Annotated in this window: 12 protein-coding genes; 6 read left to right on the top strand and 6 right to left on the bottom strand. The window is 71.1% G+C overall.

Annotated elements, in window-relative coordinates; genetic code table 11:
* Window positions 1-2 precede the first annotated feature (2 nt).
* Both G569_RS44920 and G569_RS0102195 read left to right on the top strand, forming a co-directional pair.
* A complete protein-coding gene (locus tag G569_RS44920; protein ID WP_053225719.1) occupies window positions 3-5,438 on the top strand; it encodes a ThuA domain-containing protein in 5,436 nt (1,811 codons plus the stop codon).
* Between the two features lie 225 nt (window positions 5,439-5,663).
* Window positions 5,664-6,233, top strand: coding sequence for a hypothetical protein (locus tag G569_RS0102195; RefSeq protein ID WP_157591764.1), 570 nt, complete (start codon window positions 5,664-5,666; stop codon window positions 6,231-6,233).
* On the opposite strand, the gene G569_RS44915 is transcribed toward G569_RS0102195, so the two are convergent.
* Window positions 6,220-6,849: a class I SAM-dependent methyltransferase gene (locus G569_RS44915; protein ID WP_053225718.1), complete on the bottom strand. Its 630-nt coding sequence runs from the start codon at window positions 6,847-6,849 to the stop codon at window positions 6,220-6,222. The genes G569_RS0102195 and G569_RS44915 overlap by 14 nt on opposite strands.
* A 23-nt stretch (window positions 6,850-6,872) precedes the next feature.
* Between G569_RS44915 and G569_RS0102185 the strand changes: the two genes are divergently transcribed.
* The 3 genes from G569_RS0102185 to G569_RS57060 are packed head-to-tail and all read left to right on the top strand — an operon-like array spanning window position 6,873 to window position 8,464.
* On the top strand, window positions 6,873-7,373 hold the full coding sequence (locus tag G569_RS0102185) for a MaoC family dehydratase (protein ID WP_028062193.1): 501 nt from the start codon (window positions 6,873-6,875) through the stop codon (window positions 7,371-7,373).
* Window positions 7,366-7,710, top strand: coding sequence for an MmcQ/YjbR family DNA-binding protein (locus G569_RS0102180; protein ID WP_028062192.1), 345 nt, complete (start codon window positions 7,366-7,368; stop codon window positions 7,708-7,710). Before G569_RS0102185 ends, G569_RS0102180 begins: the two co-directional genes overlap by 8 nt.
* Entirely contained in the window at window positions 7,703-8,464 is a 762-nt protein-coding gene (locus G569_RS57060; protein ID WP_028062191.1) for a DNA glycosylase AlkZ-like family protein, read from the top strand. The genes G569_RS0102180 and G569_RS57060 overlap by 8 nt, the downstream gene beginning before the upstream one ends.
* A 5-nt stretch (window positions 8,465-8,469) precedes the next feature.
* Here the strand turns inward: G569_RS57060 and G569_RS44905 are convergent, their stop codons facing one another.
* Window positions 8,470-10,470 (bottom strand): MMPL family transporter, encoded by a 2,001-nt coding sequence (locus tag G569_RS44905; RefSeq protein WP_037494201.1) that lies wholly within the window; start codon window positions 10,468-10,470, stop codon window positions 8,470-8,472.
* 57 nt (window positions 10,471-10,527) lie between these two features.
* Between G569_RS44905 and G569_RS0102165 the strand changes: the two genes are divergently transcribed.
* A complete protein-coding gene (locus tag G569_RS0102165; RefSeq protein WP_028062190.1) occupies window positions 10,528-11,115 on the top strand; it encodes a TetR/AcrR family transcriptional regulator in 588 nt (195 codons plus the stop codon).
* Here the strand turns inward: G569_RS0102165 and G569_RS0102160 are convergent.
* Genes G569_RS0102160 through G569_RS44890 form a run of 4 tightly spaced genes read right to left on the bottom strand, consistent with a single transcriptional unit; the run spans window position 11,100 to window position 15,012 of the window.
* Window positions 11,100-12,356: a phenylacetate--CoA ligase family protein gene (locus G569_RS0102160; RefSeq protein ID WP_028062189.1), complete on the bottom strand. Its 1,257-nt coding sequence runs from the start codon at window positions 12,354-12,356 to the stop codon at window positions 11,100-11,102. The two genes, G569_RS0102165 and G569_RS0102160, sit on opposite strands and share 16 nt — an antisense overlap.
* On the bottom strand, window positions 12,340-13,536 hold the full coding sequence (locus G569_RS44900) for an enoyl-CoA hydratase/isomerase family protein (RefSeq protein WP_157591763.1): 1,197 nt from the start codon (window positions 13,534-13,536) through the stop codon (window positions 12,340-12,342). The genes G569_RS0102160 and G569_RS44900 overlap by 17 nt, the downstream gene beginning before the upstream one ends.
* Window positions 13,523-14,290: an ABC transporter permease gene (locus G569_RS44895; RefSeq protein ID WP_064750252.1), complete on the bottom strand. Its 768-nt coding sequence runs from the start codon at window positions 14,288-14,290 to the stop codon at window positions 13,523-13,525. Before G569_RS44895 ends, G569_RS44900 begins: the two co-directional genes overlap by 14 nt.
* Complete coding sequence (locus G569_RS44890; RefSeq protein ID WP_053225715.1) at window positions 14,287-15,012, bottom strand: ABC transporter ATP-binding protein; 726 nt, start codon at window positions 15,010-15,012, stop codon at window positions 14,287-14,289. The genes G569_RS44895 and G569_RS44890 overlap by 4 nt, the downstream gene beginning before the upstream one ends.
* Between the last annotated feature and the right edge of the window lie 11 nt (window positions 15,013-15,023).

Raw genomic sequence — 15,023 nt, 5'->3', positions numbered from 1 at the left:
CGATGCGATCGCTCCTGGCCGCTCTCGCGGCGGCCTTGGCGTGTCTGATCTGGAGCTCGACCGCGGCGGCGCAGACGCCGGCCGCGGGCGACTTCCAGAAGGTCACGCTGGATGACAACACGCAGAATCCGATGGAGCTGGACGTCGCCCCGGATGGGCGTGTCTTCTACATCGAGCGCGACGGGCGCCTGATGATCTTCAAGCCCGACACCCGCCAGACCGTGACCGCCGGCACCGTACCGGTCACGCGCAGCCAGGAGAACGGCCTGCTCGGCCTGCAGCTGGCTCCGGACTTCGCGTTCAGCAAGTGGGTGTACCTCTTCTACTCGCTGCTGCCGGACAACACGAACACGCAGGTGATCGCGCGCTTCAAGGTCAACGGCGACACGCTCGACCTCAGCTCGGAGCAGCGGATCCTGACCTTCCAGCACCAGCGTGGGCAGTGCTGCCACTCCTCGGGCTCGCTGTACTTCGGCCCGGACGGCAGCCTGTTCATCTCGACCGGTGACAACACCAATCCGTTCGACTCGGGCGGCTACAACCCGATCGACGAGACCACCGGCCGCTCCGCGTGGGACGCGCAGCGCACCTCCGCCAACACCAACGACCTCAACGGCAAGATCCTGCGGATCAAGCCGATGGAGATCCCGCTCGGCTCTCCCGGACCGGGGACGACGTACACGATCCCGACGGGCAACCTCTTCGACGAGGCCGCGGACGCCACCAACAAGACCCGGCCGGAGATCTACGGCATGGGCTTCCGCAACCCGTTCCGCTTCACGGTCGACCAGACCACCGGGTGGGTGCTGAGCGCCGACTACGGCCCCGACGCCGGGACGACGAACGCCAACCGCGGCCCGCAGGGCTCGGTCGAGTACAACGTCCTCCCGAGCGCGGGCAACTATGGGTGGCCGTACTGCATCCGCGAGAACACCGCGTACAACGACTACGACTTCGCCACCCAGACCTCGGGCGCGAAGTTCGACTGCAACAACCCGGTCAACACCTCGCCGAACAACACCGGCCTGACCAACCTCCCGCCCGCCCGCCCGGCGACCGCCTGGATGGGCTTCAGCGACACCGACGCCCGCTTCCGCCCGGACCTGGGCACCGGCGGCGCGCCGATGGGCGGCCCGCGCTACCACTTCGACCCGACGCTGGACAGCGATCGCAAGTTCCCGGCGTACTACGACAACAAGTGGTTCATCGCCGAGTGGAACAACGGCTGGATCAAGAACGCCGACCTCGATGCCAACGGCGCCATGACGAAGGTCAGCGCCTTCGCGCTCGGCACCGGCTACAAGCGGCCGATGGACCTCGACTTCGGTCCTGACGGCGCCCTCTACGTCATCGAGTGGGGCTCCGGCTTCGGCGGCGACAACGCAGACTCGGGCGTCTACCGGATCGACTACGTCGCCGGCGACAAGGCCCCGATCGCCAACGCCGAGGCGTCGGTCACTTCAGGGCTCGCCCCGCTGGCGGTCAACTTCACGTCGACCGGCTCGAGCGACCCCGAGGGTGGCCCGATCACCTACGCGTGGGACTTCAACGGCGACGGCACGGTCGACTCGACCGCGGCCAACCCGTCCTACACGTACACGTCCAACGGCGCCTACACGGCCAAGCTGACCGTCAAGGACCAGACCGGGCTGACCGCCGTCGAGAACATCCTGATCTCGGTCGGCAACCGCGCCCCGACGGTCACGATCGACACGCCGCTCAACGGCAAGCTCGCATCCTTCACGGACAAGATCCCGTACAAGGTCACCGTCACCGATCCGGAGGACGGCACGACCGGCGCGGGCATCAACTGCTCGGGCATCACGGTCAAGATCTCGCTCGGCCACGACGAGCATGCGCACGACCTGGCGTCCGCGACGGGGTGCGAGGGGACCTTGAACAGCGGCCTGGCCGCGGGCCACGGTCCGGAGGCCAACACGTTCACCGTCATCTCCGTGGCCTACACCGACAAGGGCGGCCCGGGCGGCATCGTCCCGCTCACCGGGCGCGCCGAGGCGATCCTGCAGCCCAAGCAGAAGCAGGCGGAGTTCTTCGCCTCCACCGGCCGCACCGCGGACGGCACGACCGGCGGGACCGCGGGCGTGCAGACGGAGACGACGAGTGACACCGAGGGCGGCGGGCTGAACATCGGCTTCATCGAGGACGGCGACTACACGTCCTACAAGCCGTTCAACCTGACCGACATCACCGAGGCGCGCTTCCGTGTCGCCTCCGCCGGCCCGGGCGGCACGATCGAGCTGCGCTACGACTCGCCGACCGGTCCGCTGCTGGGCAAGACGGCGATGATCACGCCCACCGGCAACTGGCAGACGTACAAGAACGTCTCGCTGCCTTTGACCGGGGTGCCGGCGGGCACGCACGAGCTGTTCATGATCACCCGCAACCCGGGCCAGACGGCCTCGCTGCTGAACATCAACTGGGTCGACTTCGTCGGCAGGGGCGCCGCGCAGACGGCCGCGCCTGACGTGACGGCTTCCGCTGCGCCGCTGACCGGCGCCGCGCCGCTCCCGGTGGTGTTCACCTCGACCGCCACCGATCCGGACGGCGGGACCTTGAGCTACGCGTGGGACTTCGGCGTCCCCGGCACGACGACGGACACGTCGACGCAGCCCTCGCCGACCTACACGTACGCCAACCAGGGCAACTACACGGCCACGCTGACCGTCACCGACGGCCAAGGCGGCACCACCACGAAGACGTTCGCGATCAAGGTGAGCGCGCCCGCGGGCTGCGGCACCAACTACCGCGACGACTTCGACGGCACCGACCTCGGCACCGGCTGGGAGGTCGTACGCCGCGACCAGGGCCTCGTCGTCTCGGGCGGGACGCTGAAGATCCCGACCGCGACCGGCGACGTCTACGGCGGCGACAACAACGCCAAGAACATCGTCCTGCGGACGGCTCCGTCCGGCCCGTTCACGATCACGGCGAAGGTCAAGCACGCCGGCAACCGCCAGTACCACCAGGCGGGCCTGATCGTCTACGGCGACGACGACAACTACACGAAGTTCGATCGCCTGGCCGACAACCAGCCGACCAGCGCCGTCACCGAGCACTTCGAGTTCATCAACGAGGTCGCCGGCACGCCGCGCAACACGTCGGCGGACTCGGGCGGGGCGCTGGGTGCCAGCTACCCGCAGGACTTCTTCATGAAGATCGAGTCCGACGGCACCCAGATCCGCGGCTACCAGTCGACGGACGGCACGACGTGGACGCTCGTCGGCCAGCCCGCCAACCTGCCGGCCGGCAACGTCCGCGTGGGCATATTCGCCCTCGGCAACGCGGCGGCGAACACCGTCACGTCCGAGTTCGACTGGTTCACGCTCACCACCCCGGGCTCCGGCTCCGGCGGCCCCGGTGACGAGTTCACCGGCACGTCGCTGGACAAGACCCGCTGGAACGCGATCCAGCGCGAGGACACCTCGCTCTACAAGGTCGAGAACGGCGGGCTGACCGCCACCATGGTCCAGGCCGACGTCGCGGGCGGGAACAAGAACTACTTCCTGCAGACGGCCGACCACACCTCCCCGGACTACGTGCTCGAGACCAAGCTCTCGGCGTGGACGTTCGTGGGCCAGTTCCGCCAGGCGGGCATCCTGATCTGGCAGGACGACAACAACTACGTCAAGTTCAACGCGATCTCCGACGGGACCAACACCCGGATCAACCGGATCGAGAACCGCTCGAAGGTCGCCGGAACCGTGACGAGCCCGCAGCCCAACCTCGACGTGCCCACGGGCGTGACCGGGATCTGGCTGCGGATGACCAAGTCCGGCACGACCTACACCGCCGAGGCGTCCTTCAACGGCACGACCTGGCAGGCCGTCGGCACCGGCATCACCAACCCGACCGCGGACATGAAGTTCGGCCTCTACACGGCCGGCGTCGACGGCGCGGGCGGGACCGCGACCTTCGACTACTTCAAGGTCAACGGCGCGACCGGCTGCAGCGGCCCGACGAACACCAACCCGGTGATCACGTCGGCGACCGCGACGCCGACCGCGGGCTTCGCCCCGCTGCAGGTGGCGCTGAGCGCCGCGGCCACGGACGCCAACGGCGATGCGCTCACGTACTCGTGGGACTACGACGGCAACGGGACCGCGGACGCGACCGGGGCGACCGCCTCGACGACGTACACCACCGCCGGCAACCGCACGATCAAGCTGACCGTGTCGGACGGCAAGGGCGGGACCGCCACGCGCGACATCCCGGTGCAGGTGCTGGCCGCGGATGACTCGACGAAGAAGCTGCGCGCGCTCGTCTTCTCCAAGACGGCGGGCTTCCGGCACGACTCGATCCCGGCGGGCGTCGCCGCGATCCAGACGCTGGGCACGCAGAAGAACTGGCAGGTCGATGCCACCGAGGACGCGTCGCTGTTCACCGACGCGGTCCTCTCGCACTACAAGGTCGTGATCTTCGTCTCCACGACCGGTGACACGCTCAACGACACCCAGCAGGCGGCGTTCGAGCGCTTCATCCGCGCCGGCAACGGCTACGTGGGCATCCACGCGGCCGCCGACGGCGAGTACGACTGGCGCTGGTACGGCAACCTGGTGGGCGCGTATTTCCGCAACCACCCGGACGGGACGCCCACCGCGACGGTCGTCGCGGAGGACACGACGGACCCGTCGACGGCCGGTCTCCCGGCCCGCTGGAGCCGCGTGGACGAGTGGTACAACTACAAGGCGCCGAGCAACGCGAACGGCGACGACTACAGCCCGCGCAACACCCCGGGCGTGCACGTCCTGCTGAAGATGGACGAGTCGACGTACGCGGAGAACGACGGGTCGGACGGCGTCGACGACGACCACCCGATCTCGTGGTGCCAGCGCTACGACGGCGGTCGCTCGTTCTACACCGGCCTCGGCCACACGCAGGCCTCGTTCCAGGAGGCCGGCATCCTGTCCCACATCGGGGCGGGCATCGAGATCGCGGCAGGGGTGCTGCCGTCGGCGGCGTGCGGTGTGGCGCCGCCGTCGGGCGGCGGAACCGACGTTTCAGTCAACGTCGGTGGCAACGTGCCCGGCGTGCTCGCGCTGACGATCGGCACGGCACCCAGCCTCGGCACGTTCATGCCGGGGGTCACGAAGGACTACACGGGCTCCGTGGCCGCGACGGTGACGTCGAGCGCCACGGCCGCCGCGCTGTCCGTCCGCGACCCCTCGGCCACGGCCACGGGCCATCTGGTCAATGGCACCGCGGTGATGCCACAGTCGCTCCAGGTCCGGGCGGATGACGGAGCGTTCGCGCCCCTGAGCTCGACCGGCGCGGCGCTGGCGATCAAGAGCTGGAGCACACCGGTCGGCGCCCGCCCGGTGACGCTCGAGTTCAAGCAACCGGTCGCGGCGGCGGACTCGCTGCTGACCGGCGCATACGGCAAGACGCTGACCTTCACCCTGTCAGCGACGACTCCCTAGGAGTCAGTTGGCGAATGGTCGGTCCGACCGCGCTGGTGCAGCCGCCAGTGCGTCGGGCCGGCCGCGCTCGCGATGCGTGGCTCTGCCACGTGAGCAGCGTGGCTGGCGCGAGGCGCTGCGGATGTGCCGGCGCGGGCGAATCGGTATTCGTCAGCTGGCTCCCTAGCGGATTGGGGGGCGCCGGCGCGTGAGCGCCGGCGCCCTTGGCCGTACCATGAGTCGTGGATGAGACTCTTGAGATTCGGGACGTCCGCGGTCGCGGGGCGGCTGGTGGCCGCCGGAGCGTCGCGCGAGGTCGCGGATGCGATCGCGGGCACGCTGCTCGGCTGCGGGCTCTCGCCGGGTGACGCGCGCGAGTGGCTCACCCACGAGCGCCGCTCGTATCCGATCGGCGACCCGATGATGCTCTCCCAGACCCCGCTCGAGTTGATCGAGGCGGGCGAGAGCGACGCGGTGCTCGCCGCCGCGGAGGAGTTCGCCGCCGCGGCACCGGAGGAGCGGACGATCGCGCGCCTGTTCGGCTGCGACGTCGCGGCCGCCCGCCGGCTCACCCGCTCGGACCCGGAGCGCACGCGGGCCATCCTCGCGATCGCCGAAGACCTGCTCGAACGCCTCGGCGCACCGGAGCGCGTCTGCTACGTCGGGCAGACGAAGCTGCCCGGGCATGGCGACCGCCGGCTCGTCGACCGCCTGCTGGCGGGCGAGGAGGCCGACGTCGCCGCGGAGCTGGCGGACGGCCGGATCGACGCTCGCTCGCTCGAGCGCACCGGCGAGTTGGTCCTCATCGGCTGGTGATCCGCAGCAGGTCGGCGCGCATCGGGATCAGGAAGTCGCCCGGCGCGAACCGCGCCCGCAGGTCCCCCTCGTGCGCCGCCCAGCGCTCGGCGCGGGTGGGGTCGGCCGAGAGCACCATGTCCCGGAACGCTTCGAACGCGGGAAGCCTGAGCCAGACGTCGTACTCGATCGTCTCGACGCGGTCGAAGCGGTCCTGCTCGGCGATCGCGCGCTGCGCGTTCGCCCGCACCTCGGTCTCGTCGTCGACCGGCCGCAGGAGCTCGAAGAACTCGCCCTCGGGCAGCGGCTCGGCGATCCACACATGCCCGCGCACCACACGCGCGAGCTCCGGGAACGCCCTCGCCGGGTCGGGCACGTGGTGCAGGCTGCGCATCAGCGTGGCGACGTCGATCGACGCGTCCTCGAACGGGAGCCGCTCCGCCCCGCCGAGCTCGTAGCGATGCGCCGGGTCGCGTTCGCGGGCGCGGGCGACGGCGTCCTCGGAAACCTCGATGCCGATCGCTTCCGCACCCGCGGTCGCCAGCGCGCGCACGAAGGCGCCGTCACCGCAGCCGATGTCGACGACGGTCTTCCCGCGCACGTCGACCACCTTCGTCAGCTGCTCGAGGTCGCCCATGACGACGAGGGTACGCTCCGCGCATGATCAAGCCCGGCTGGACGGGGCGGTTCTTCGAGGACTTCGAGGTCGGCGACGTCTACGAGCACCCGCTCGGACGAACCGTCCTGCCCGTCGACAACTCCTGGTTCACCCTGCTGACCCAGAACACCGCGGACCTGCACTTCGACGCCCACTACGCGGCGCAGACCGAGTGGGGCCGCCCGCTGGTCGACTCCACGTTCACGCTCGCGCTCGTCACCGGCCAGAGCGTCACCGACGTCTCCCAGAACGTGATGGCCAACCTCGGCTGGGACGAGGTCCGCCTCCCCGCCCCGGTCTTCGAGGGCGACACGATCTACTCCGAGTCCGAGGTGCTCGAGGTGCGCGACTCCAAGTCCCGCGAAAATGTCGGCGTCGTCACGGTCCGCACGCGCGGATACAACCAGGACGGTACCGTCGTGATCAGCTTCAAACGCACCCTGCTCGTCTACCGCCGTTCCCACGCCCCGGTCCGCAACCGCCCCCGCCCCGCCGATGCCTGAGTGGAAGGACGTCGTCGAGATCGGCGCGCGATTCCCCGGCGTCGTCGAGGGGACGTCGTATGGGACGCCCTCTTTGAAGGTGCGCGACAAGTTCATGTGCCGGATGCGGACCAACCCCGACGCGCTGGTCATGCGCGTGATCGACATGGCCGACCGCGACGCGCTGCTCAAGGGCGAGCCGGACACGTTCTTCGTGACGCCGCACTACGCGAACTACCCGGTCGTGCTCGTGCGGCTGGACATGGTGGCGGCGGAGATGCTCGCCGAGTTGGTCGAGGACGCGTGGCGGCTGCAGGCGGCCAAGCGCGTCGTCGCGGCCTTCGACGCGGGTGAGTGAGGCGACGCTGCGGGCGCGCGGCCAGTGGCTGCACGCGCCCGGCGGCGATGTCCTGCGCCACCTGCTGGCCGTCCAGGCGCAGGACCTGCGGACGCCGGAGCGTGCGTTGGCGGTCCGCGGCGGCGCACTGGATGACGGGATGCGCATCACGTGGCTGATGCGCCAGACGCTGCACCTCGTGTCGGCGGATGACCTCGAGTGGCTGCACCCGTTGTTCGCGCCGCGGATGGAGGCGACGAACGTGCGCCGGCTGAAGCAGCTCGGTGTCACGGACCCCGACGCGTACGTGGCGCGCATCGTCGCGCGCGTGCCGGCGACGCGCGCGGAGCTGAAGGCCGAGCTCGGGGTCGAGGGCCAGGGCTTCGTTCACCTGCTCGCCCGCGCGGCGATGCAGGGGCACGTCGTGCAGGACGTCGAGCGGCGCTTCATCCCCTGGGCACCGCGCGAGATCGACCGCGACGCGGCGCTCGACGAGCTCGCCCGCCGCTACGGCGCCTGCCACCACGGAGCTTCGCGGGACGACCTCGCCTACTGGTCCGGCCTGCCCAAGCGCGACTGCCGCGAGCCGGGGCCGTGCCTCGTGGAGGACGGCCCCGTCCCGCGTGTCGATCTCCCCGCCTACGACGAGCTGCTGCTCGGCTGGAAGGACCGCTCGCCCACCGTCCCCGCCGCCTTGGCCAAACAGGTCCACCCGGGCGGCGGGATCATCCGCGCCGTGACGCTCGTCGACGGCGTAGCAGTTAAAGGGGCCTGACCCCTTTAGGTTGTCGCGACCTCCTCGCGCAGCCCCACGCGGGCGTGCAGGCTGCGCAGTGGACGCGGCGCCCACCAGTTCCAGCGCCCGAGCAGGGCCATCAGCGAGGGGACGAGCAGGGCCCGGACGATGAACGCGTCGATCAGCACGCCGGCGGCGGTGGCGACGCCGATCTGCTGGATGAACGAGATCGACGAGGTGATGAAGGCGCCGATCGCGACCGCGAGCAGGATCGCCGCGGCGGTCACGACCGCGCCGGTGCGCTCGACGCCGACCGCCACGGCCTCGCGGTCCGGCAGCCCGCTGTCGCGCGCCTCCTTGATGCGCCCGAGCAGGAAGACGCCGTAGTCGGTCGAGAGCGCGAAGACGAGCGCGGCGGCGACGAGGAAGTCGGTCGGCTCGACGCCGCCGTTGCCGGTGTAGCCGAGCAGGCCCTCGAAGCGGCCGTCCTGGAAGACGAGCGTGAGGATGCCGAGCGAGGCGCCGACGGTCAGCGCGTTCATCACGATCGCCTTGATCGGGAGGACGACCGAGCCGGTCATCAGCCACAGCACGAGCATCGTCAGGCCGACGAGGAGCGCGACCGCGAGCGGGAGGCTGTCGGCGATCGCGGCCTGCTGGTCGACGAACGCGGCCGCCGCGCCGCCGACGAGCGCGCCGCCCGAGACGTCGCGGATGTCGCCGACGAGGTCGCGCGCGGTCTCGCCCATCGGGTCGCCCTTGGCGAGCACGTCGATCTGGCTCGTGGTCGCGTTCAGCGCGCGCGGCTCGCTCACGCTGCGCACGCCCGCCAGCTGCTCGACACGCGCGCTGATCGCCTGCACCTTGCCGGGCTCGGTGACGATCGTGATCGGGTAGTCGCCCTGGCCGCCCGCGAACTCGCGATCGACGGTGTCGACGACCGTGCGCGCGGTCTGGCCCTTCGGGATCACGCTCGAGTCGACCGGCGTCCACACCGCGCGCAACGCGGGCAGGGCCATCACGAGCATCAGCGCGCCGGTGGCGAGCGCGATCGGGAGCGGGTGCCGCATGACGCCGTGGGCCAGCCGATACCAGCCGCCGGAACGCCCGCGGGGCTTCACGGCGAGCTTGCGACCCCAGATCGCGAAGATCGCGGGCGCGATCACGAGCGCGGAGGAGCCGGCGACGATGCTGACGGCCGCGCCCGCGATCCCCATCGACTTCAGGAAGCCGAGCGGGAAGACGGTGAGTGTGATCAGGGCGAGCGCGACCGTGACGGCGCTGAAGCCGACCGTGCGTCCCGCGGTCTTGACCGTCGTCCGGATGGCGTCCGGGTTGTCCTTGGCCAGCTCCTCGCGGTAGCGGGTGACGAGGAACAGCGTGTAGTCGATCGCCAGGCCGAGGCCGAGGCCGATCACGAGGTTCAGCGCGAAGATCGAGAGGTGGTACGCCTGGTTGACCACGGTGAGGACCAGGAACGTGCCGAGCACGGTGGTGATGCCGACCACGAGGGGGAGAAGGGCGGCACGACCGCGGAAGAACAGCAGCGAGAGCAGCAGGAGGATCGGGAAGGCGAGCATCTCGGCCCGCCCGAGGTCCTCGGACACCGAGTCGCCGATCTGGTGCTGCGCGAACACCGGGCCGCCGAGCAGCACGCCGGAGCCTTCAGGGAACCGGTTCTCCAGCCCGGCGATCACGTCCTCCTCGTCGGCCTTCGCGGTCAGCGTGGCGAAGAAGTAGGCCTGCTTGCCGTCGCGGCTGAGCACGGGTTGCGGCGGGACGCTCGCGATGCCGGGCTGCCGCGCCAGCTTCGCGCGGACGGCCGCGGCCTGGCCCGGGTCCTTCATCAGGGCGACGACGCCGGGCGCCTCCTGCATGCCGGTCGCCGCCTCGATCTCGGCCTGTGCCTTCGCCGAGCCCGACTGGGTGGCGATGAACCCGCCCTCGGTTTGCAGTGACCCGGCGATCGGTCCACCGACGACGCCGGCGACCACGACGAAGAGGAGCACGAGGAGGAGCGTGCGCTTGGGGCGGGCGGAGAGCATGAGCGTCAGTGAACAACAGTACATGTACGACTGTCAAGTAATCGCTAACCTCTGGGTGTGACGACGCGTCCCCGCAACCCGCGAGGCGAAGGCTCCAAGCTGCGCGAGCAGCTGCTGGCCGCCACGGCGGAGGTGCTGAACGAGGTCGGCGACGCCGATCGCGCCTCGGTGCGCGCGATCGCCGCCCGCGCCGGCGTCTCCCCGACCGCGTTGTACCTGCAGTTCCCGGACCGCGACGCGCTGATCGCCGCGGCGGTCGACGCCGGCTTCGAGACCTTCAACCGCGAGTTGCTGACCGCGGCGTCGATCGACGGCCCGCCGGTCGAGCGGCTGATGAACATGGGCCGCGCGTACCTCGCGTTCTACGAGGAGCGCCCGGCGCTCTACGCGACCTTGTTCTCCACCCGCCGCACCGCGGTGGACAAGGACCCCGACGTGAACCGCGACCAGGCCCTCGACGGCGTGGTCGCGCTGCTGCAGGCGATGAACCCGTCACTCGGGTACGAGCCGGCGTGCGAGCTGGCGATCCTGATCTGGTCGTCACTGCACGGGTACGCGATGCTCCGCGCCGTGCGCCCGCACCTCGAGTGGCCCGACGCCGAGGTCTTCCTTCGCCGTCTGCTGACGGCTTACGCGCCGAGCTGACCGCGCCGGTCGACGACGCGCACCGCCTTGCCCTCGCTGCGGGGGATCTCGCCCGGCGCCTTGACGTGCACGGTCACGGTCACGCCGATCTGAGCGTGGATCGCCTTCTGGATCGTCGCGGCGAGGGCGATCGGGTTCACGCCGTCGGCGACGGGCTCGCAGCAGACGGTGATCTCGTCCAGCGTCTCCGGCCGCTCGACCACCAGTTGGTAGTGCGGAGCGACGCCCGGCTGGCCGAGCAGGACGTGCTCGATCTGCGAGGGATAGAGGTTGACGCCGCGGATGATCAACATGTCGTCGCGCCGCCCGCGGACCGCGCTCATCCGCGCGAACGTCCGGCCGCACGCGCAGCGCTCGTGGGTCAAGGACGCGATGTCACCCGTGCGGTAGCGCAGCAGTGGCACCGCCTCCTTGGTCAGCGTCGTGAAGACGAGCTCGCCCTCGACGCCGTCCGCGACCGCTTCGCCCGTGTCGGGGTCGATCGCCTCGACGAGGAAGTGGTCCTCCTGGACGTGGAGGCCGTCGCGCCCCTCCGGGCACTCGGCCGACACGCCCGGGCCGACGATCTCCGACAGCCCGTAGACGTTCAGCGCCACCACGCCGAGCTCGGATTCGAGCCGCTCGCGCATCCCCTCGGTCCAGGGCTCGGCGCCGAACATGCCGATTTTCAGCTTGAGCTCTTCACGCGCGATTCCGGCCTCACGTAGACCTTGAGCGATGTGCAGCGCGTAGGACGGGGTGCAGCAGAGCGCCTCCGCCTCGAGGTCGCGCAGGAGCGTCGCCTGCCGGTGGGTGACCCCGCCGGACACCGGCACGACGAGGGCACCGAGCCGTTCGGCGCCCTGATGGAAGCCGAGGCCGCCGGTGAAGAGCCCGTAGCCGTAGGCGTTGTGGACGACCATGCCCGGGGTGATGCCGGCCATCGCCATGCAGCGGGCCATGACCTTCGACCAGACGTCGAGGTCGTGCTCGGTGTAGGCGACGACGGTGGGGGTGCCGCCGGTGCCGGAGGAGGCGTGGATGCGGCGCAGCCGGTCGCGCGGCACGGCGAGCAGGCCGAGCGGGTAGTGCTCGCGCAGGTCGTCCTTGTGGGTGAACGGGACCTGCCGCAGGTCGTCGAGGGTCTCGATGTCCGGCACGTCGCGCCCGACGCGCCGCAGGCGGGCGACGAGCTCTCTGAGGCGCTCGAGTTGGAGCGTCTCGAGCACGGCGCGGGGCGCATGCTCAATCCTGACGCTCATGGGCGCGCCAGTTCTCCTCGAGGTTGCGGATCAGCGCGGGGCTGAAGTGGCACACGGCCTGCTCGCGGCAGTAGGTCGCCATGTAGGTGCGGAAGAGGTCCAATGGTTCCTGGGCGATCCGCAGCGCGCGCCGGTTGGCGACGCCTGAGACCGCGCCGGCGCTCGCCAGGTGCGCCGCGGTGCGCTCGATCGCGGCGTCCATCTCGCCGGGCGCCACGATGTCGTCGGCCAGCTCCTCGGGCGAGAGCTCGCGGTCGGAGAGGATCGCCTGGCGCGCGCGACGGTCGCCGACGAAGCGCGGGAGCCGCAGGTTCGCGGCACCGGGGATGATCCCCTCGTTGCGGGCCGGCAGCGTGCAGCGGCAGCCGGCCTCGGCGAGGATGTGGTCGGCGACGAGCAACAGCTGGCAGCCGCCGCCGATCGCGTACGTCTCCGCCGCGGCGATCCACAGCTTCTCCGTCTCCGGCCGGCTGAGCCCGCGGTAGACCTTGTGGACGAGGCCGAGGTCGCGGACCGCGAAGAACAGGTACGAGAGCCGGCCGCGGTAGAGGTGGGTGAGGTTCAGGCCGGCGCCGAAGATGCGACGGCCGGCGTAGCGCGGGTGCTCGACGACGCCGCCGCGCAGCACCGCGATCTCCACCTGAGGATCGAGGATCAACAGGTCGATGCCGGATTCGAGCGGGCCGGTCGTCGTGTCGTCCTCGGCGTTGAGGTGGCGCGGGTTGCGCAGCTCGACCGTGCCGACGTTGCCGTCGCGCTTCACGTACGCGGTCCCGAGGTCCGCCTCCCCCGTCTGTGCGAACGCCTCCGCATGGTCGAGCGCGAGCTGCGTCGGCCGCAGCATCACGTCGATCAGGTGCCGGCCCGCGTCCTCGTTGGCCAACACGTGCCCGAGCAGTTGGCCCTGGGCGATCTCGTAGCCCTCCTGGTCGGACAGCAGCCGCTCGCGCTCGCGCTCGACCTGCTCGCGGCTCGGCGTCAGACCGGGGACGAGCTCCGCGGCCGCGTACACGAGGTCGTCGGCGCGCAACCCGTTCGTGCCGTCGTCGGTGAGCTTCGCGTAGAGCGTGTGGACGTGGCGGTCCAGGAACGCGTCGCGCAGCCCGTCCGGATCGTCCGCGAAGCCGTCCAGCTTCGAGGTCAAGCGCTCCGCGTCACGCTCGAAGTCACCGTCGAACATCGACGACATCTTCGCGCAGCCGCTCGCCGGGAGCGATCCGGGTGCGGACGATCAGCTCCGCGATCGCCGTCGCGGCCAGCAGCTCGACCGCCAGCAGCGTCAACAGCACGGTCAGCTGGATGCGCGCCGCCTCGGCGGGCGAGGCGCCGCCGAGCACGAGGCCGACGAACGTCCCCGGCAGCGTGACGATGCCGACGTTGCGGGTCTGGTCGATCGCCGGAACGAGCCCGGTCCGGATCGCCTGCCGCACGGTCGGGGCGAGCGCTGTGCGGATGCGGTCGCCGAGCGAGAGCCGGGCCTCGATGAGGTCCTCGTCGCCGGTGAGCCCTTCGAGCAGGCGCCGCCCCGTGAGCGTGCAGGCGGTCATCGCCCCGCCGATCAGGATGCCCGCGGTGGGGATCGCGGCGCGCGGCGTCGGCTCGAACGCACCGACCGCGATCAGGATGCCCGCGGCACCGACCGCGGGGATGCCGATCGCCGCGATCGCCCGTGCCCGCGCCTGCGGGACCCCCTTGATCCGCCCGCCGCTCGTCAGCGCAGCGGTCGTGACCATCGCGGCGACGAAGGCGATCGCCAACGCGTCGTACTCGAAGACGAGCGCGATCAGCGCGCCGACCGCGGTGAGCTGGACGATCGCCCGCACCGCGGCGACGGCGATCTCGCGCGTGAGCTCGAGCTCGAGCCGCCACGCGAGCCCGGCGGCGAGCGCGACGAACGCGATGCCACACGCGACCTGGAGGACCCCGGAGCTCACCGGCCGGGCGCTCCGTCGGCGGGCGGCGCGTCGGCGCCGCACGGCGGGTCGGCGAGGCGCGGCGCGCCCGCGGGCGGCGCGGCCGAGGGCGGCGGGGCGTCGCCGCCCGGCCTCAGGCGCAGCGTCGCGTCCGCGACCTCTTGCGCCAACGCCATGTCGTGCGTCGCCACGATCACGGCGAGGTCGCGCTTCGCCAACGCGGCGACCGTCCGGGCGATGACGTGCGCGGTCTCCGGGTCCAGGGCCGCGGTTGGCTCGTCGAGGAGGATCGCGTCCGGGTCGCGGGTCAGCGCCCGCGCGAGCGCGACCCGGGCCCGCTCGCCGCCGCTGAGCTGCTTCGCGGGGCGCGTGAGGAAGGACTCGTCGAGGCCGGACGCCGCCAGGGCCGCGTCGCGCGTCTCGTCCGTCAACGCGTCGAGCGCGTACGCGAGGTTGTCGGCGACGGTCCCGGGCAGCATCGCCGGCGCCTGCGCGACCAGGGCGACCCTGCGGCGCAGCACCTGGGGCGCCACGGCGCGGATGTCCTCGCCGTCCAACTCGATCGTCCCGGACTCGGGTTCGGCGAGCCGGTTGAGGCAGCGCAGAAGCGTGCTCTTGCCCGCGCCGGAGGCGCCCACGAGCGCCAGCACCTTCCCGCGCGGGGCGTCGAAGGACAGCTCGCGCAGCACGACGCGCCCGGCGCGGCAGACCGTGAGCTCCCGGACTCCTATCCCGCTCGTCATTGCGTGTTAGT

The organism is Solirubrobacter soli DSM 22325, assembly GCF_000423665.1.
Lineage (GTDB): Bacteria > Actinomycetota > Thermoleophilia > Solirubrobacterales > Solirubrobacteraceae > Solirubrobacter > Solirubrobacter soli.
Note: the sequence above shows the minus strand (reverse complement) of the source record. Positions and strands in the feature narration are given on the sequence as shown.